The organism is Modestobacter sp. NPDC049651 (genome assembly GCF_040659695.1).
Lineage (GTDB): Bacteria > Actinomycetota > Actinomycetes > Mycobacteriales > Geodermatophilaceae > Modestobacter.
In genome coordinates, this window is sequence record NZ_JBFAOG010000010.1 from 151,825 (window position 1) to 168,733 (window position 16,909).

At 75.2% G+C, this 16,909-nt stretch carries 14 protein-coding genes; 6 read left to right on the plus strand and 8 right to left on the minus strand.

Annotation, left to right across the window (positions count from 1 at the left end):
- Positions 1-62: 62 nt before the first annotated feature.
- The 4 genes from AB0J00_RS15285 to AB0J00_RS15300 all read right to left on the minus strand — a co-directional run bounded on the left by AB0J00_RS15285 (position 63) and on the right by AB0J00_RS15300 (position 5,484).
- Positions 63-1,121, minus strand: a complete 1,059-nt coding sequence (locus AB0J00_RS15285) for a substrate-binding domain-containing protein (RefSeq protein WP_357745955.1) — start codon at positions 1,119-1,121, stop codon at positions 63-65.
- A 135-nt stretch (positions 1,122-1,256) separates the two neighbouring features.
- Entirely contained in the window at positions 1,257-2,450 is a 1,194-nt protein-coding gene (locus AB0J00_RS15290; protein WP_357745957.1) for an ABC transporter permease, read from the minus strand.
- Positions 2,447-4,102, minus strand: a complete 1,656-nt coding sequence (locus tag AB0J00_RS15295) for a sugar ABC transporter ATP-binding protein (RefSeq protein ID WP_357745960.1) — start codon at positions 4,100-4,102, stop codon at positions 2,447-2,449. The genes AB0J00_RS15290 and AB0J00_RS15295 overlap by 4 nt, the downstream gene beginning before the upstream one ends.
- A 182-nt stretch (positions 4,103-4,284) precedes the next feature.
- Positions 4,285-5,484, minus strand: coding sequence for an ROK family transcriptional regulator (locus AB0J00_RS15300; RefSeq protein WP_357745963.1), 1,200 nt, complete (start codon positions 5,482-5,484; stop codon positions 4,285-4,287).
- Between the two features lie 228 nt (positions 5,485-5,712).
- On the opposite strand from AB0J00_RS15300, the gene AB0J00_RS15305 reads away from it, so the two are divergent.
- Positions 5,713-7,224, plus strand: coding sequence for a DUF222 domain-containing protein (locus AB0J00_RS15305; protein ID WP_357745965.1), 1,512 nt, complete (start codon positions 5,713-5,715; stop codon positions 7,222-7,224).
- Between the two features lie 84 nt (positions 7,225-7,308).
- Here AB0J00_RS15305 and AB0J00_RS15310 read toward each other — a convergent pair whose 3' ends face one another.
- Positions 7,309-8,208, minus strand: a complete 900-nt coding sequence (locus tag AB0J00_RS15310) for an LLM class flavin-dependent oxidoreductase (protein ID WP_357745968.1) — start codon at positions 8,206-8,208, stop codon at positions 7,309-7,311.
- A gap of 97 nt (positions 8,209-8,305) precedes the next feature.
- Here AB0J00_RS15310 and AB0J00_RS15315 point away from each other — a divergent pair, with 97 nt between their 5' ends.
- The 5 genes from AB0J00_RS15315 to AB0J00_RS15335 all read left to right on the plus strand — a co-directional run bounded on the left by AB0J00_RS15315 (position 8,306) and on the right by AB0J00_RS15335 (position 13,793).
- On the plus strand, positions 8,306-8,893 hold the full coding sequence (locus AB0J00_RS15315) for a class I SAM-dependent methyltransferase (protein ID WP_357745971.1): 588 nt from the start codon (positions 8,306-8,308) through the stop codon (positions 8,891-8,893).
- Positions 8,894-8,922: 29 nt separating this feature from the next.
- Entirely contained in the window at positions 8,923-9,066 is a 144-nt protein-coding gene (locus AB0J00_RS15320; RefSeq protein WP_357745974.1) for a hypothetical protein, read from the plus strand.
- Positions 9,067-9,327: 261 nt separating this feature from the next.
- Positions 9,328-10,860 (plus strand): ATP-dependent DNA ligase, encoded by a 1,533-nt coding sequence (locus tag AB0J00_RS15325; RefSeq protein ID WP_357745977.1) that lies wholly within the window; start codon positions 9,328-9,330, stop codon positions 10,858-10,860.
- 17 nt (positions 10,861-10,877) lie between these two features.
- The gene (locus AB0J00_RS15330) at positions 10,878-12,014 is read left to right on the plus strand and encodes a glycosyltransferase (protein ID WP_357745979.1); all 1,137 of its coding nucleotides are present in this window, start codon (positions 10,878-10,880) and stop codon (positions 12,012-12,014) included.
- Between the two features lie 144 nt (positions 12,015-12,158).
- Positions 12,159-13,793, plus strand: a complete 1,635-nt coding sequence (locus AB0J00_RS15335) for a glycoside hydrolase family 13 protein (protein ID WP_357745982.1) — start codon at positions 12,159-12,161, stop codon at positions 13,791-13,793.
- A 17-nt stretch (positions 13,794-13,810) separates the two neighbouring features.
- Here the strand turns inward: AB0J00_RS15335 and AB0J00_RS15340 are convergent, their stop codons facing one another.
- From AB0J00_RS15340 to AB0J00_RS15350, 3 genes are all read right to left on the minus strand, one after another.
- Positions 13,811-14,839: an LLM class flavin-dependent oxidoreductase gene (locus AB0J00_RS15340; protein ID WP_357745985.1), complete on the minus strand. Its 1,029-nt coding sequence runs from the start codon at positions 14,837-14,839 to the stop codon at positions 13,811-13,813.
- Positions 14,840-14,919: 80 nt separating this feature from the next.
- Positions 14,920-16,776, minus strand: a complete 1,857-nt coding sequence (locus tag AB0J00_RS15345) for a glycoside hydrolase family 2 TIM barrel-domain containing protein (protein WP_357745988.1) — start codon at positions 16,774-16,776, stop codon at positions 14,920-14,922.
- Between the two features lie 6 nt (positions 16,777-16,782).
- Positions 16,783-16,909: sigma factor-like helix-turn-helix DNA-binding protein (locus AB0J00_RS15350; protein WP_357746002.1), on the minus strand; the 127-nt coding region annotated here is incomplete at its 5' end.

Genomic DNA, 16,909 nt, shown 5'->3' on the forward strand with positions numbered 1-16,909 from the left:
GGGTGGTGGGCAGTACGCGTCGGGGCCGCCGGCCGGATCGGCCGGCCGGCGGCCCCGGGCGGTCAGGACTCGAACGCGGTGTCGAGGTACTGGTCCACGTTGTCCTTGGTGACGACGGGCGCCGTCAGCGTGATCTGCTTGGGCACCTCCACCTCGACCAGGTCCGACAGCGCCTTCTCCTGGGCGACGAGCCGGGCCAGCCGGACGCCGTCCGCGGCCTGCGTCGACGGGTAGACGACGGTCGCCTTCAGCACCGAGTCACCGGCCTTGATGCTGCGCATCGCGTTGGCCGAGCCGGCACCGCCGACCATGAAGAACTCGTCGCGGCCGGAGTTCTTGATCGCGGCCAGGACGCCGACGCCCTGGTCGTCGTCGTGGTTCCAGATGGCGTCGAGCTTCGGCGCGGCCTGCAGCAGGTTGGACGCCGCCTCCTCGCCGGACTCCACGGTGAACTCCGCGGCGACCCGGTTGCTCACCTTGAGCCCGCACCCGCTGAGGGCGTCCTTGAAGCCGCGGCTGCGGTCCTGGGTGAGCGGCAGGGAGTCGATGCCGGCGATCTCGGCGATCACCGCGTTCTTGTTGTCCTTGAACTGCGAGCACATGTAGTCGCCCGCCGACAGGCCCATGCCGTAGTTGTCGCCGAGGATGGTCACCCGGGCCGACGTCGGGGTGTCGAACTCGCGGTCGACGTTGATCACCGGGATGCCGGCGTCCATCGCCTTCTGCGCGACCGGGGTGAGCGCGGCGCCGTCGAAGGGCAGCAGCACGATCGCGTCGACCTTGTCGTTGATGAAGGTCTCGACCTGGCTGATCTGCGCGTTGACGTCGTTGGTGCCCTCGGCGACCGTCAGCTTGACGTCCTTGTACTTCTCCGCCTGGGCCTTGGCCGCGTTGGTGATCGCGGCCATCCAGCCGTGGTCGGCGGCGGGCGCGGAGAAGCCGATGGTGATGTCCTTGCCGGCGTCGTCGTTCGCGCTGGCGGCCTGGGCGCTGCCCCGGTCGCCGTCGCCGGAGTCGTCGGACGAGTTGCTGGTGCACCCGGCGACCAGCACGGCCGCTCCCGCCAGGCAGACGGCGGTGGACAGCAACCGCCGGTGCCCTCGCTGCCTCGTTGCAGACATGGTCTCTCCTTCAGGTGGGCATGCCGGCAGCACTGCCGGGCGTGGGTGGGTCGGGGCGGTGCGCCCGCGGGCCGGGTCGGCCCGCCGGGGTGGTGCTGACCGCGACCCGGGAGGGGCGGTCAGGTCTGGAGGTGCTCAGCCGGTCGGCCCGGCGTCGCCGCCGGCCCGGTTGCCGGCCGGGGCGCCGGGGACGGCGGCCCCGCCGGAGTCGCCCGCCGGGGCGCCGGCGACCGACCCGCGGCCGCCGGGGACCCGGGGTGTCCGGAGGCTCCTGCCGAAGCCGCCGCCGGCGACCACCCGCTGCTGGAGCAGGACGGCGACGACGATGATCACGCCCTTGGCGACGGCCTGGGCGGAGCTGGACAGGTTGTTGAGCACGAAGACGTTGCTCAGCGTGGTGAAGATCAGCACGCCGAGGACGGTGCCGACGATCGTGCCGCGGCCGCCCAGCAGCAGGGTGCCGCCGATGACCACCGCGGCGATGGCGTCGAGCTCGTAGAGGCTGCCGTGGGTCGAGCTGCCGGTCGTCGTCCGGGCCATGAGCATGACCGCGGCGATGCCGCAGGTGAGGCCGGACAGCACGTACAGCAGCACGGTGTGCCGCTGCACCCGGATGCCGGCCAGCCGGGCGGCCTCGGCGTTGCCGCCGACGGCGAAGGTGCGCCGGCCGAACGTCGTCCGGTTCAGCAGCACCCAGCCGGCGATCGCGACCAGGGCGAACATGATGACCAGCGTCGGGACGCCGAGGACGTCGCCGGAGAAGAACCGCAGGAAGTCCTGGTCCTGGACGATCTGGGTGCGCCGCTCGGAGATGATCTCGGCGAGGCCGCGGGCCGAGGCGAGCATGGCCAGGGTGGCGATGAACGCGACCAGCCGGCCGTAGGCGATCACCACCCCGTTGACCAGCCCCGCCCCCGCGCCGACCAGCAGCGCGGTGACGACCATGACGATCCAGTGCACGTCCTCGGCCATCTGCTGGGTGGCCAGCGTGGTGGCCCACACCGACGACAGCGCGACGAGCGCCCCGACCGACAGGTCGATGCCGCCGCCGATGATCACGAAGGTCATCCCCACGCTGACCACGCCGATCACCGACGCCAGCCGGAGGATCGTCAGCACGTTGTCGACGCTGCCGAACCGGTCGCCCGCGGTGACCAGGCCGGCGACGCACAGCAGCGCCAGGGCAATGACCAGGCCGAGGTTGCGGCCGAGCGGCCCGCCCATCAGCGCGGCCCGCCGGCTCGCCGGCGCGCTCCCCAGGGCGGTCTCGCCGCGCGTGTCCCGCCCGGCCGGCGCCGGCGCCGGGGTGGTCGTCGTGCTCTCGCTCATGCCACGTCCCCTTCGTGCCCTCGGCCGGCGTCGCCCTGACGCCCTGCCCGCTGCCCGTCCGCGCTCGCGGTCCCCTCCATGACGAGGTCGAGCACCCGGTGCTCGTCCAGCTCGTCGGCCGCCCCGGCGAAGACGACGGCGCCGTCGGCGACCACCAGCACCCGGTCGGCCAGGCCGAGCACCTCCGGGATCTCGCTGGAGACCACCACCACGGCCACCCCGCGGTCGGCCAGCTCGCGCACCAGCGCGTAGATCTCCGACCGGGCGCCGACGTCGACGCCGCGGGTCGGCTCGTCCAGCAGCAGCACCTTGCAGTCGCGCAGCAGCCAGCGGGCCAGCACGACCTTCTGCTGGTTGCCGCCGGACAGCGTGCGCACCTCGCGGTCGACGTCGGCGGGCCGGACGTCGAGCGCGGTGACCTGCTCCTGCGCCGCGGTCCGCTCGTCGCGGCCGGCGAGGAAGCCGCCGCGCGCGTAGCGGCCCATGCTGGCCAGGGTGATGTTGCGGACGACGGGGTCGCCCAGCAGCAGCGCCTGGCTCTTCCGCTCCTCCGGCGCCAGCCCGATGCCGGCCCGGACCGCCGCGGCGACGTCGCCCCGGTGCAGCCGGCGACCGCCCACCGCGACCGTGCCCCCGGTCGCCCGGCGGGCGCCGTAGACGGTCTCGAGGATCTCGGAGCGACCCGAGCCGACCAGCCCGGCGAGGCCGAGCACCTCACCCGGCCGCAGGGAGAACGAGACGCCGTCGAACCGGCCGGCCAGCGACAGGTCGGCCACCTCGAGCACCGGCGGCGCGTCCTGCGCGGGTGCCGTCCGGCGGGGCGGGAAGACGTACTCGATGGTGCGGCCGGTCATCAGCGTGATGACCTCGCGGGTGGAGGTGCTCCGCGCCGGCAGGCCGGTGGCCACGGTGCGGCCGTCCTTGAGGACGGTGATCCGGTCGCCGATCGAGCGGATCTCCTCCAGCCGGTGGGAGATGTAGACGACGGCGACGCCCGCGGCGGTCAGGTCGCGGACCACCTCGAAGAGGTGCTCGACCTCCTCGCTGTCGAGGACCGCCGACGGCTCGTCCATCACGATCAGCCGGGCGTCCTGCGACAGCGCCCGGGCCATGCTGACCATCTGCTGGGCCGCGGCCGGGAGCGCCCCGACCTCGGCCGTGGGCCGGATCTCCGGGTGGCCGAGCCGCGCGAGCAGGTCGGCGGCGGCGCGGTTGGCCCGGGCCGGCCGGGTGAGGCCCAGCCGGCTCTGCTCGCGGCCGAGGAAGACGTTGTCGGCCACAGTCAGCCCGGCGACGAGGTCGAGCTCCTGGTAGATCGTGGCGATGCCCAGGGACATCGCGGCCTGCGGCGTGCTCAGCGAGACGGGCTGCCCGTCCCAGCGGATCTCGCCCTCGTCGGGCTGGTGGGCGCCGGCGAGGACCTTGATCAGCGTGGACTTGCCCGCGCCGTTCTGGCCGAGCAGGCAGTGCACCTCACCCGCGCGGACGTCGAGGTCGACGCCGTCGAGCGCCCGGACACCGGGGAAGAGCTTGACGATGCCCTGCATCTGCAGCAGCGGCGCGGCCGGTGAGCCGTCGCCCCCACCTGCGGACCACGGCTCCGGCGCGGCGGGCGTGGGCCCTCCACCGGTCAGCGACGGGAGTCCCGGCACCGCGACCTCCTACTTATGCTCAGCGTTGGGCAGAAGTGTGTACAGCGCGGACCATATGACGGGGCTCACAGGCCGGTCAATGGGCTGGGCCCGCGTTACCGAACCGAGACGTGCAGGTCCCGGCGGGCCGCTCGGGGCGCGGAGGTGCTCAGGGCGCCCGGGTGCTCAGGGCGCCCGGGTGCTCAGCGGGCGGGGCGCTGGTCCGGCGTCGATTCCTCGCCGCGGGGGGCGCGGTGCACGGAGTCGTCGTCCAGGTAGCCCTCGATGGCCATGAGGGCGGCACCGAGCCGGCCGGAGCGGTCGGGGGCATCGCTGACGGAGATGTCCAGCGCCCGGGCGGCGAGCGGCATGGAGCGGCCATAGACCGCCTCGCGGATGCCGGCGAGCAGGGGTGCGCCGGCCTGCGCGACGCCGCCGGTCATGACGATCCGGTGCGGGTTGAAGAAGTTGACCAGACTGGCCAGGACCGTGCCGATGGTGCGGCCGGAGTCGCGGACCAGCTCGAGGACCGGCCCGTCGCCGCGCACGGCGAGCTCGACCAGCTCGCGGGTGGACGTCGCCGGCACGCCCATCGCCCGGGCGTCGCGGAGCAGCGCGGCGCCGCCGGCGATGGCCTCCAGGCAGTTCTCGTTGCCGCAGCGGCAGACGACCCGGCGTCCATCGGGCGGGGTGACCGAGATGTGCCCGATGTCGCCGGCGCTGCCCTGGGCGCCGCGGTAGACGCGGCCGTCGACGATGATCCCGCAGCCGATGCCGGTGCCGACCTTGACGACGAGCACGTCCTCGTCGGAGCCGGCGATGCCCATCTCGCCCAGCGCCATGACGTTGACGTCGTTGTCGGCGTAGACCGGGCAGTCGTACCGGCCGAAGGCCGCGGGGATGGGGTGGTCGTGCCAGCCCGGCATGATCGGCGGGTGGAACGGCCGGCCGGTCGAGAACTCCACCGGGCCGGGGACGCCGACGCCGACGGCGCAGACGTCGGCCGGGGTCAGACCCGCCTCGGCGAGCACCTGCTGGGCCAGCCGGTCGGCCTCCGCGAGCACCGGACCGGGTCCCTCGGTGATGTCGATGGGGTGGCCGGCGGTCGCCAGGATCTCCGCGGACAGGTCGCAGACCGCGACGTCGACGCTGGTGGCACCCAGGTCGACGGCGAGGACGCAGCCGGCGCGGCTGTTGAAGCGCAGCAGGGTGGGCGGCCGGCCGCCGGTGCTCCAGCCGCGGCCCACCTCCTCGAGGAGGTTCGCCGCGATCAGCTCGTCGACCCGGGCGCTGACGGTGTTGCGGGCGGCCCCGGTGAGCGCGACCAGCTCGGCGCGGCTGCGCGCCCGACCGGTGCGCACGTGCCGCAGCAGCGCGCTCGCCGACGCCGAGGGGTGGGCCACTCCGCCATCGTCGCACGCAGCCCGCTGCTGGGGCGGGCGTCGCGTGGCCACCTGCCTCTGACCAGCGAGGACCCGGTCCTAGTGTCGACCGCTGCGCTCCCCGGTTCTGCCGGGCTGCGGGTGGCGGTCGACCGTGCGCCAGGCGCCTCCGCCGATGTTCTGATCGCCCGCCCCCGACATGCCCTCTGAGCTGGCGAAAGTGTCAGACCCCCTCCGTAGGTTCCAGGCATGACGCGGACGGCGGGGTCGAGCACTCTCGAGGGTGTGCTCGTGGACTGGGTGGTCGATCATCCGGTCGAGCCCACCCGGTTGCCGGCGGCGTGGCTGTCGCCGGCGGAGGCGGCCGCGGAGTTGCAGCGGCTGCAGGCCCGCCGCGCCCGGGACACCGCCTACGAGGCGGACCTGGTGCTGCAGCTGGCCGGACAGCGACCGGCGTCGGCCGACCCGAGACCCGAGCACCCCGGTGCCCGGCGGCCCGGGTGGTTGCCGGAGGCCGCCGAGGGGGTGAGTGAGTTCTTCACCGCCGAGCTGTCCATGGTGCTCAACGTCGGGCGGGGCACCGCGGCGCACCGGCTGGCGCATGCGTTGACCTGGCGGGACAAGCTGCCCGCCACCTACGCACTGCTCCGGTCCGGCGAGTTGGACGAGCGGCGGGCGATCGTGCTGGCACAGGTGCTCGAGCACGCGACCGCCGACGTCGCCGGGCGGATCGAGGACGTGCTGCTGCCTCTCGCTCGCGACCTGTCGGCGTGGGCGCTGGAGAAACGCGCGACCGCGCTGCTGCAAGAGCTTGATCCGGTGTCCGCGGCCGAACGCCGGAAGCGGGCCGCCGAGACGGCGGACGTGACACTGCGGCCCTCCCAGCTGGACGGGCGCACCCAGCTGGTCGCGGACCTGCCCACCGAGGAGGCGCTGGTCGAGTACGCGGTCATCAACGACCTCGCGCAGTTGGCCAAGCGGGTCGGGGACAAGCGGCCGATCGGGGTGATCCGCACCGAGATCTTCGCCGCGGTCCGCCGGCAGCTCGACGGCAGCGGCTACGCGAACGTTCGGGTGAACCTGACGATCACCGCCGACCTGACCGCGCTGGAAGACCGCTCGTCGCGGCCGGGTGAGGTCAACGGGCTGGTGATCACCGCCGCCCACCTGCGGGAACTCCTCGCCCGGATGGGCGCGCTGGGGCTGACCGCGCCGGAGGGTGGGTCCCTGTCCTTCGCGATCACCGGACCCGCCGGCGAGCTGCTCGCCACGGTGACCGCGGCGGAGCTGGAGCGGCTGGTCAAGCGCGGTTGCCCCGACCACCCCGACGGGGGCACCGACTGCGGGTGCGCGGTCCTGGGATCCCCGCCGGAGACCGAGGCCTACGAGCCCACGGCCAAGCAGCGGGCGTTCGTCACCACCCGCGACCGCCGGTGCCGGTTCCCCAACTGCGGGCAACGGGTCGGCTGGGCAGACCTGGACCACGTGATCGCGCACTCCTGCGGTGGACGCACCGACTGCACCAACCTCTGCTGCCTCTGCCGCAGCCACCACCGGCTCAAGACCTTCGCCCCCGGCTGGCGGTTCGCCATGACCGCCGACGGGATGCTCACCGTGACGACCCCCAGCGGCGTCACGCGGACGACCCGGCCAACGGGCATGCGGGTGCGGGCCCCCGACCCACCACCGCCCGAGCCCGAGCCCGAGCCTGAACCGCCACCGGCAGTTCCCGACCCGAACGACGACCGACCGCCGTTCTGACGCGCGGAGCGACGTGTCCACGTGTCGACAAGGAGACACGTCGCCATGCCGTCACGAACAGGACCGCGCGTGCCGAGCCCGGCGTCAGGAGGGAGACGGGAGACCGTGGGCGTCCAGGACGAAGGACAGCGCCTCCGTCGGCACCCCGCGACCGTCGGGGCGGGGCCAGTGCACCGCGACCTCGTCGATCCCCGCCTCGGCCAGCAGGCCCAGCACGTCGGCGTACCGCTCGCGGCTCTCGAACGGCCAGCGGGCCGCCAGGTCGACCAGCACCAGCCGGCGCACCGAGCCCGGCTCGCGCCCCTCCGCGGCCAGTGCCTCGGTGAGCTGCCCGCTCTGCCCGGCGATCGCCGCCAGCCACTCCTCCGGCCCGACGCTCGCGCCGTACGGCCCGTACGTCACCCACCCCTGCCCGTACCGCGCCGCCAGCGCGAGCCCGCGCGGCCCGGCGGCGGCCACCGTGAACGGCAGCCGCGGCTCCTGCACGCAGCCGGGCAGCTGGTGGGCGTCCACCGCGCTGAACCGCTCGCCGCGCACCGTGGTCACCGGCTCCCGCAGCAGCGTGTCCAGCAGCCCCAGCCACTCGCCGAACCGCGCGGTCCGCTCGCCCCGGCTGCGCGGCGGCTCGCCGAGCACGTGCGCGTCCGGCCCCTCGGTGCCCACGCCGACGCCGAGCTCCAGCCGTCCGGTCGTCAGCTGGTCGAGCGTCATCAGCTCCTTGGCGAACGGCACCGGGTGGCGGAAGTTCGGCGACGCCACGAGCGTGCCCAGCCGCACCCGCTCGGTGCGCACCGCGGCCGCCGCGAGCAGCGGCACCGCGCCGTACCAGGGGCTGTCGGCCAGCAGCGGCCAGGTCAGGTGGTCGTAGGTCCACACGGTCCGGACGCCGGCCCGCTCGGCCGCCGCCACCTCGTCGAGGAACGTGCCGATCGGGTGCCGGTCGGGCAGGACGACGGCCGACAGGGCGGGACTGGACGGGCGCACCCGACCAGTCTCACCGCCCGCGTCCGCCACCCCGCACGGCGGGTCGGGTGTGCCTCCCGGGAGCGCCCCGCGCGCCGTCGGCCGGTAGAACGACCCCGTGCCCGAGGACTTCGACACCGTCGCCGCAGCGCTGCACGCCGAGGGGGTGCGGCACGACGCGCAGCTGGCCGACCGCACCCGGCGCCGGCGCAACCTCGACCCCGAGGCCGCCGAGCTGCTGTCGGTGGTCTGCCGTGCGATGGGCGCCCGCGGGGTGGTCGAGATCGGCACCTCCAACGGCTACTCGACGCTGTGGCTGGCCCGCGCGGCCGAGGCCACCGGCGGCACGGTGCTCTCGGTCGACCTGGACGCCGCCGCCCAGCAGGAGGCCGCGGCGACCCTCGACCGGGTCGGCCTGCGGCACCGGGTCGAGCTGCGCCGCGCGGACGGCGGCGCGGTGCTGCGCGGCCTCGCCGACGGCAGCCAGGACGTCGTCCTGCTCGACAGCGAGCGCACCGAGTACGCCGGATGGTGGCCCGACCCCGTGCGGGTGCTCCGGCCGGGCGGGCTGCTCGCGATCGACAACGTGCTCTCGCACCCGGCCGAGGTGGCCGACGTCCGCGCCCGGATCGCCGCCGACCCTGCCGTGACCGCCACCGTCGCACCGATCGGCAAGGGCCTGCTGCTGGCCGTCCGCGACAGGTGAACCGCGGCGCGAACGGGTAGGGCGCCGGCATGCGCGAGATGGACCCCCGGGACCCCGACACCCTCTACGCCGAGGGGCCGGTCGCCCCGGAACCCCCGGACGACGACCTGCCCGAGACCTCACCGCTGCGCGACTCCGGCGGCACCGGCCCGGGACCCGACGACCTCGACTGAACCGGGGCGGTCCGACGCGCCGGTACCGGGTTGACCCGGTACCGGCGCGGGCGGATCGTCAGCGGTGCGCCGCCCGGAGGGAGCTCGCCGATGACCACCCCACCCGTTGCCGGACCCGAGGACGTCCTCATCCCGGACGTCCCCGTCGAGGACGACCTCCTCGACGAGGACCTGGAGTACGCGGAGCTCGGCGGGGAGAGCTGAGCCGCCCGGGCCGACCTGCACTGCGCCGTCGCGCCGTACCGCTGCCATGATCGCGGCGTGCTGCTCGCCGACGTCCTCGCCGCCTCCACCGCGGTCGCGGCCACCCGCTCGCGCACGGCGAAGGCGCAGGCCATCGCGGAGCTGCTGCGCGCGGCGGAGCCCGCGGAGGTACCGGCCGTCACCGCCTGGCTGTCCGGCGAGCCACGCCAGGGCCGCCTGGGTCTCGGCTGGCGCACGCTGTCCCGGCTCACCCACGACCCCGCCGCCACCCCGTCGCTGACCGTCGCCGCGGTCGACGCGGCGCTGACCGAGCTGGCCGGCACCAGCGGCCCCGGCTCGGCCGCCCGCCGCGACGCGCTGCTGGCCGGGCTCCTCACGGCCGCGACCGGCGACGAGCAGCGGTTCCTCGGCCGGCTGCTCACCGGGGAGCTCCGCCAGGGAGCGCTGGAGGGCGTCGTCCTCGACGCGGTCGCCGCCGCCGCGGACGTGCCGGCCGCCGCCGTCCGCCGCGCCTTCATGCTCTCCGGCAGCCTCCCGGAGACCGCACTGGCCGCGCTGACCAGCGGCGCCGACGCGCTGGCCGGGGTGCACCTCCAGGTGGGTCGGCCGGTGCGGCCGATGCTCGCCAGCCCCGGCTCGTCGCTGGACGCCGCGCTCACCGACCTCGGCGACGACGTCACCGTCGAGTTCAAGCTCGACGGCGCGCGCATCCAGGTGCACCGGGACGGTGACGACGTCCGGGTCTGGACCCGGACCCTCCGCGAGGTCACCGACGGCGTGCCCGAGCTCGTCGAGCGGGTCCGCGCGCTCCCCTGCCGCACCGTCGTGCTCGACGGCGAGACGCTCGCGCTGGACGACGACGGCCGCCCCCGCGCCTTCCAGGACACCATGAGCCGGTTCGGCAGCGGCACCGCCGACGGCGAGGTCCTGCTCAGCCCGTTCTTCTTCGACCTGCTGCACCTCGACGGCCGCGACCTGCTCGACGAGCCGCTCGCCGTCCGGCTCCACGCGCTGGCCGGGCTGCTGGCCGCCGACGAGCACGCGCCGCTGCGGATGCCCGGCCTCCGCCGGCCGACACCGGACCAGGCCGCGCAGGTGCTCGACGACGCGCTGTCCGCCGGCCACGAGGGCGTCGTGGTCAAGGCGCTGGACGCGCCGTACGCGGCCGGCCGCCGCGGGAAGGCGTGGCAGAAGGTCAAGCCGGTGCACACCCTGGACCTGGTGGTCCTCGGCGCGGAGTGGGGCTTCGGCCGGCGCACCGGCACGCTGTCCAACATCCACCTGGGCGCCCGCGACCCCGACGGCGGCGAGCCGCTCATGGTCGGCAAGACCTTCAAGGGCATGACCGACGAGCTGCTGGACTGGCAGACCCGCACGTTCCCCGGTCACGCCGCCGAGGAGGCCGACTGGGGCGTGCGGCTGCGGCCCGAGCTGGTCGTGGAGATCGCCGTCGACGGTGCCCAGCGCAGCCCCCGCTACCCCGGCGGCGTCGCGCTGCGCTTCGCCCGCGTGCTCCGCTACCGCCCCGACAAGACGCCGGCCGAGGCCGACACGATCGACGCCGTCCGCGCGCTGCTCGCCGGCGGCTGACCGGCAGGATGCCGCTCGTGAGCTGGCTCGACGTCCCGGCGCTGCTGACCGCCGCGGTGTGGCTGGTGCTGGTGCTCGCGCACGGGCGGTTCTGGACGACGGCGGTGCGGCTTCCCCAGCGGCCGCCGCCGGCCCGGTGGCCGTCGGTCGCCATCGTGGTGCCCGCCCGGGACGAGGCGGCGCTGCTGCCGCAGACCCTGCCTCCGCTGCTGGCCCAGGAGTACCCGGGGCCGCTGCGGGTGGTGCTCGCCGACGACGGCAGCACCGACGGCACCGGCGAGCTGGCCCGCGCGCTCGGGGCGGGGGCGCGGGTGCCGCTCACCGTGGTCGACGTGCCCGACCGGCCCGTGGGCTGGGCCGGCAAGGTCTGGGCGCAGGAGCAGGCGCTCGCCCGCACGGCCGACGCGGAGTGGGTGCTGCTCACCGACGCCGACATCGCCCACCCGCCGGACGCCGTCGCCGCGCTGGTGTCGGCCGCGGTGGCCGACGACCGGGACCTCGTGTCGCTGATGGTCCGGCTGCGCACCGAGACGGTCTGGGAGCGGCTGGTGGTGCCGGCGTTCGTGTACTTCTTCGCCCAGCTCTACCCGTTCCGGTGGGTGGCCGCCGGGCGGGTCGCGGCCGCGGCGGGCGGCTGCGTGCTGGTGCGCCGGGCGGTGCTCGAGGCGGCGGGCGGGGTCGCCGCCGTGCGCGGCGCGGTCATCGACGACGTCGCGCTGGCCGGCGCGGTGCACCGGGCCGGCGGCCGGCTGTGGCTGGGCCTGGCCACCCAGGTGCGCAGCGTGCGGCCCTACCCGCGGCTGGCCGACCTCTGGTCGATGGTCGCCCGCAGCGCCTACACGCAACTCCGGCACTCCCCGGCGCTGCTGGCCGGCACGGTCGCCGGCCTGCTGCTGGTCTACGTCGCGCCGGTCGCCTGCTGCCTGGCCGGCCTGGCCACCGGCGCGCCGGTCGCCGCGGTCGCCGGCGGGCTGGCCTGGTCGCTGATGACGGCGTCCTACCTGCCGCAGGTCCGCCACCACCGGCAGCCGGCGGCGCTGGCGCTGACCCTGCCGCTGGTCGCGGTGCTCTACCTGCTGATGACGCTGGACAGCGCGCGCCGGTCCCGGGCCGGCCGCGGCGCCACCTGGAAGGGCCGGGCCGCCGTGGGCTGAGGCCGCCGTCGGGTCCTGCCGAACGCACCACCAGCACCAGGGGTCCCGGCGGTGCTGACAGTTGGCGAGTGTCGCCGAACATCGTCGCCATCTTGGTGAGCTGCGCCACAGAAGGGCGCGCACGACGCAGCCGATGCTCAGGACATGGCAACCCGGCTCGCAACGGTGCGGATCCCGGCTCCACGGCGGGAACCCACCCTCCAGTCCCCGGCGCCCTGGTGGCGCTCGGCCGTCGTCTACCAGGTCTACCTGCGCTCGTTCGCGGACGGCAACGGCGACGGCATCGGCGACCTGGCCGGGCTGGGCTCCCGGCTGCCCTACCTGTCCTGGCTCGGCGTCGACGCGCTGTGGATCAATCCGCACTACCCCTCCGGCGGGGCCGACGGCGGCTACGACATCAGCGACTACCGCGCGGTCGACCCGGACTACGGCGACGTCGCCGACCTGGAGGCGCTGGTCGCCGACGCCCGCCGGCTGGGCCTGCGGGTGGTGCTGGACATCGTGCCGAACCACACCTCCGACCAGCACCCGTGGTTCCAGGCGGCGCTCGCCGACCCCGACTGCCCCGAGGCGTCCCGCTACCACTTCGCCCCGCCGTCGGCGGAGCCGCCGAACAACTGGCGGTCGCTGTTCGGCGGCCCGGCGTGGTCGCGCACCCCGGACGGCCGCTGGTACCTGCACCTGTTCGCCCCCGAGCAGCCCGACCTCAACTGGCGTGACCCGGCCGTCGGCGAGGACTTCGAGCGCACCCTGCGGTTCTGGCTGGACAAGGGCGTCAGCGGCTTCCGGGTGGACGTCGCCTACGGCCTGTTCAAGGACGCCGCGCTGCGGGACAACCCCGGCGTCTACTCCCCCACCCTGTTCGGCCACGGCCCGGAGCAGGCGATGACCTGGAACCAGCCCGAGGTGCACGACGTGTGGCGCCGCTGGCGGTCGGTCTGCGACGAGTACCCCGACACCATGCTGGTCGGCGAGGTCTGCCTGGCCGACCCGGAGCAGGTGGCGCTGTACTCCCGACCCGACGAGATGCACCAGTCGTTCTGCTTCCGGCTGCTGAAGTCCGGCTGGGACGTCGAGGCGTTCGCCGACGGCGTGCGGTCGGCGCTGCACGCCTTCGGCGCGGTCGGCGCCCCGGTCTCCTGGGTGCTGGGCAACCACGACAAGGACCGGCAGGTCACCCGGTTCGGCGGCGGCGCGGTCGGCACCGCGCGGGCCCGGGCCGCGGCGCTGCTCATGCTGGCGCTGCCCGGCTCGGCGTACGTGTACGCCGGCGACGAGCTGGGGCTGCCGCAGGCCGCCGTCCCCGACGAGCTGAAGCAGGACCCGATCTTCCACCGCAGCGGCGGCGCCCGGGCCGGCCGCGACGGCTGCCGGGTGCCGATGCCGTGGAACGACACGGCCGGCGTGGGCTTCTCCCCCGAGGGCGCGGCCGAGCCCTGGCTGCCCGTGCCCGACGGCTGGGCCGGCCTCGCGGTGTCCCGGCAGGCCCGGGACGGCGGGTCGGTGCTGACCCTCTACCGCCGGGCCCTGGCGCTGCGCGAGGCGCACGCCGCGCTCGGGTCGGGGACGGCGACGGTGAGCACCCGGGGCGAGGTGCTCACCGTGCGCAGCGTCGGGCCGGACGGCTCGGTGGTGCGCTGCGTGGTGAACATGGGCGCCGGGACGACGCTCGTGCCCACCTGCGGCACCGTGCTGCTCGCCTCCACGACCCGGGTGCGCCGCTCGGAGCACAGCGTCGCGCTGCCGGCCGACAGCGCGGTCTGGATCTCCGAGCGGTGACCCTCAGGCGGTGACCCTCAGGCGGTGGCGACCCGGGGGGCGACCTCGGTGCCGAGCAGCTCGATGCCGCGCAGCAGGTCGGCGTGGGCGAGCCGCGGGTTCGTCATCTGGATCGACACCCGGTCGACGCCGCCGAGCTGGCCGCTGATCCGCACCAGCTTCTCGGCGACGGTGTCCGGGTCGCCCATGAAGAAGGCGCCGTCCGGGCCGCTGGTGGCATCGAACTGGGCGCGGTTGGGCGGGGCGAAGCCGCGCTCGCGGGACACCGAGGTGAACATCTCGTGCCAGCCCGGGTAGATGGTGTCCGCGGCCTCCTGGGTGCTGCCGGCGACGAAGCCGAACACGTGCAGGCCCACCTGCAGGGTCTCCGGTGCGTGCCCGGCGCGCGCCCCGGCCCGGCGGTACAGGTCGATGAGCGGGGCGAACTGGCGGGGCTGGCCGCCGATGATCGCCACCATCAGCGGCAGGCCGAGCAGCCCGGCCCGGACGAACGACTCCGGCGTGCCGCCGACGCCGACCCAGATCGGCAGCGGGTCCTGCAGCGGGCGGGGGTAGACGCCCTGGCCGGTCAGCGCCGGGCGGTGCCGGCCCGACCAGGTGACCTGCTCGGACTCGCGGATCCGCAGCAGCAGGTCGAGCTTCTCCTCGAACAGCTCGTCGTAGTCGGCCAGGCTCAGCCCGAACAGCGGGAACGCCTCGGTGAACGAGCCGCGGCCCACGACCAGGTCGATCCGACCCTTGCTGATCAGGTCGAGGGTGGCGAACTGCTGGAACACCCGCACCGGGTCCGCCGCGCTCAGCACCGCCACCGCGCTGCCCAGCCGGATCCGCGACGTGCGGGCCGCGGCGGCGGCCAGGATCACCGGCGGCGCCGAGTCGTAGTACTCGCTGCGGTGGTGCTCGCCGATGCCGAACGAGTACAGGCCGGAGCGGTCGGCGAGCTCGATCTCCTCGAGCAGGTGCTCCATCCGCTCCTCGGGTCCGATGCGCCGGCCCGTCGCCGGGTCGGTCACCGCCGCCACGAAGCTGTCGACGCCGAGGTGCACGGGGGTCCTCCTCCGGGAGCCGGCTGGTCGACCGGCGGTTGAATGCTCAACCACCAGTCAACCAGACCGGCCCGCCGGTGTCAGCTCGAGGGCAGGTCGGCCACCCGGCCGGTGATGATCGCCCGCAGCTGCTCCACCGGGATCTTCGGCTTGCGCTGGTCGTCGAGCAGGCCGTTGGCCTCCTGGAGGGTGTCGGTGAGCTGCGTGTAGCAGAACCCGGCCAGCGCCGGCGACGCGTGCACGGCGCCCAGCAGGTCGCCCAGCCGGCGGGCGAAGTCCTCGGCGTCCGACGCGGTCGAGTAGCCCCAGGTGCGCTCGTCGCCCCCGGCCAGGCCGGGGGTGTACCGCACGCCGCCGAACTCGGTGAGCATCAGCGGCTGGTCGGCGTCCCGGCCGCCGGCCAGCCGGATCCGCCGGCCGGCCGGGCCGGGCAGGTGCAGCGTCTCGCGGACGTCGGGCGCCCCGTACCGCCGGGCCAGCGCGGCGCCGGTGTCGGCGTAGTCGTGCACCGTCCACAGGTCGCTGTCGGTGTGCTCCCACCCGTCGTTGCTGATCACCGGGCGGCTCGGGTCGACCGCGCGGGTGAGCGCGGCGAGGCCGGTGGCGTAGGCCTGCTGCGCCGGGTCGACGGCGATGTCCTGCACGCCCCAGCTCTCGTTCAGCGGCACCCAGGTGACGATGCTCGGGTGGCTGACGTCGCGGTGCACGACGTCCAGCCACTCGGTGGTCAGCCGGCGCACCGCCTCCGGGGTGAAGGCGTACGCGTTGGCGGTCTCGCCCCACACCAGCAGCCCGAGCCGGTCGGCCCAGTGCAGGAACCGCGGGTCCTCGACCTTCTGGTGCACCCGCACCGCGTTGAAGCCCAGCTCCTTGACCAGCTCCACCTCCCGGCGCAGCGCGCCGGCGTCGGGGGCGGTCAGGTGCGACTCCGGCCAGTAGTTCTGGCCGAGCACCGAGCGCACGTAGTACGGCAGGCCGTTGAGCAGGAAGGCCCGGCCGCCGACCGCGGCGCTGCGCAGGCCCAGGTAGCTGGTCACCTCGTCGGTGACGCCACCCCCGGCCGACAGCTGCACGGTCGCGTCCACCAGCCGCGGGTGCTCCGGGGACCACAGCAGGTCCTGCCGGTCCTGCCCGTTGAGCAGCGCCGGCACCGCGATCGACGTCGTCGTCCGCTGCTCGGTGACCTGCACGGCGTGCTCGGCCAGCGGCCTGCCGCCCAGCTCCAGCCGCACGGTGACGCCGACCGGCGCGGCCGGCGCCTCGCGCAGGGTGATCCCCAGCTGCACCCGGGCGCCGGGGACGTCGGGGGTCCAGGCCAGGTGCTCGACGGCGACCGGCGGCACGACCTCGCACCACACCGGCTGCCAGATGCCGCTGGTCCGCTCGTACCAGATGTCGTGCGGGCGGTCGTGCCAGTCCTGCTTGCCGCGGGGCTGGGTGGTGTCGCGCGGGTCGTCCAGCGCCCGGACGACGAGCACGTGCGGGGTGTCGTCGTCCCCGGCGGCCAGCACGTCGGTGACGTCGAAGGAGAACGGCGTCTGGCCGCCCTCGTGGCTGCCCAGCAGCGCGCCGTCGAGCCAGACGTGCGCGGCGTGGTCGACCGCGCCGAAGCGGAGCACGACGCGGTGCCCGCGCCCGCGCACCGCGGCGCTGCCGGCGACGTCGGCCAGCCGCAGCGCGCGGCGGTACCAGAAGACGGTGTGCGGGCCGGGGTCGCCGACGCCGGACGCCGTCGACTCCGGCGGGAAGGGCACGGTGACGTCGCGGTCGAAGACGTCGCGGTCGGTCAGGTCGGTCAGGCCCGGCCAGCCGGCGGCCAGCCCGGCGCGGGCGTCGTCGAACGCCAGCTGCCAGGTGCCCGACAGGTCGGTCCACTCCTCGCGCAGCAGTTGCGGGCGGGGGTGGGTGCCGTCCTGCTCGGTCGCGCGTACGGGCACGGTCACTCAGTCGGCGGCGACCGGGACCCGCCGCGGGTCGCGGTGGGCGAGCGCCTCGCGCAGCTGCACCCGGCCCCGGTGGATCCGGCTGCGCACCGTGCCCAGCTTGATCCCCAGCGTCGCGGCGATCTCC

Bases quoted from the DNA above. Each gene is read 5' to 3' on its own strand.
- AB0J00_RS15335 (WP_357745982.1), top strand. From the start codon at position 12,159: ATGGCAACCCGGCTCGCAACGGTGCGGATCCCGGCTCCACGGCGGGAA.
- AB0J00_RS15305 (WP_357745965.1), top strand. From the start codon at position 5,713: ATGACGCGGACGGCGGGGTCGAGCACTCTCGAGGGTGTGCTCGTGGAC.
- AB0J00_RS15320 (WP_357745974.1), top strand. From the start codon at position 8,923: ATGCGCGAGATGGACCCCCGGGACCCCGACACCCTCTACGCCGAGGGG.
- AB0J00_RS15285 (WP_357745955.1), bottom strand. From the start codon at position 1,121: ATGTCTGCAACGAGGCAGCGAGGGCACCGGCGGTTGCTGTCCACCGCC.
- AB0J00_RS15290 (WP_357745957.1), bottom strand. From the start codon at position 2,450: ATGAGCGAGAGCACGACGACCACCCCGGCGCCGGCGCCGGCCGGGCGG.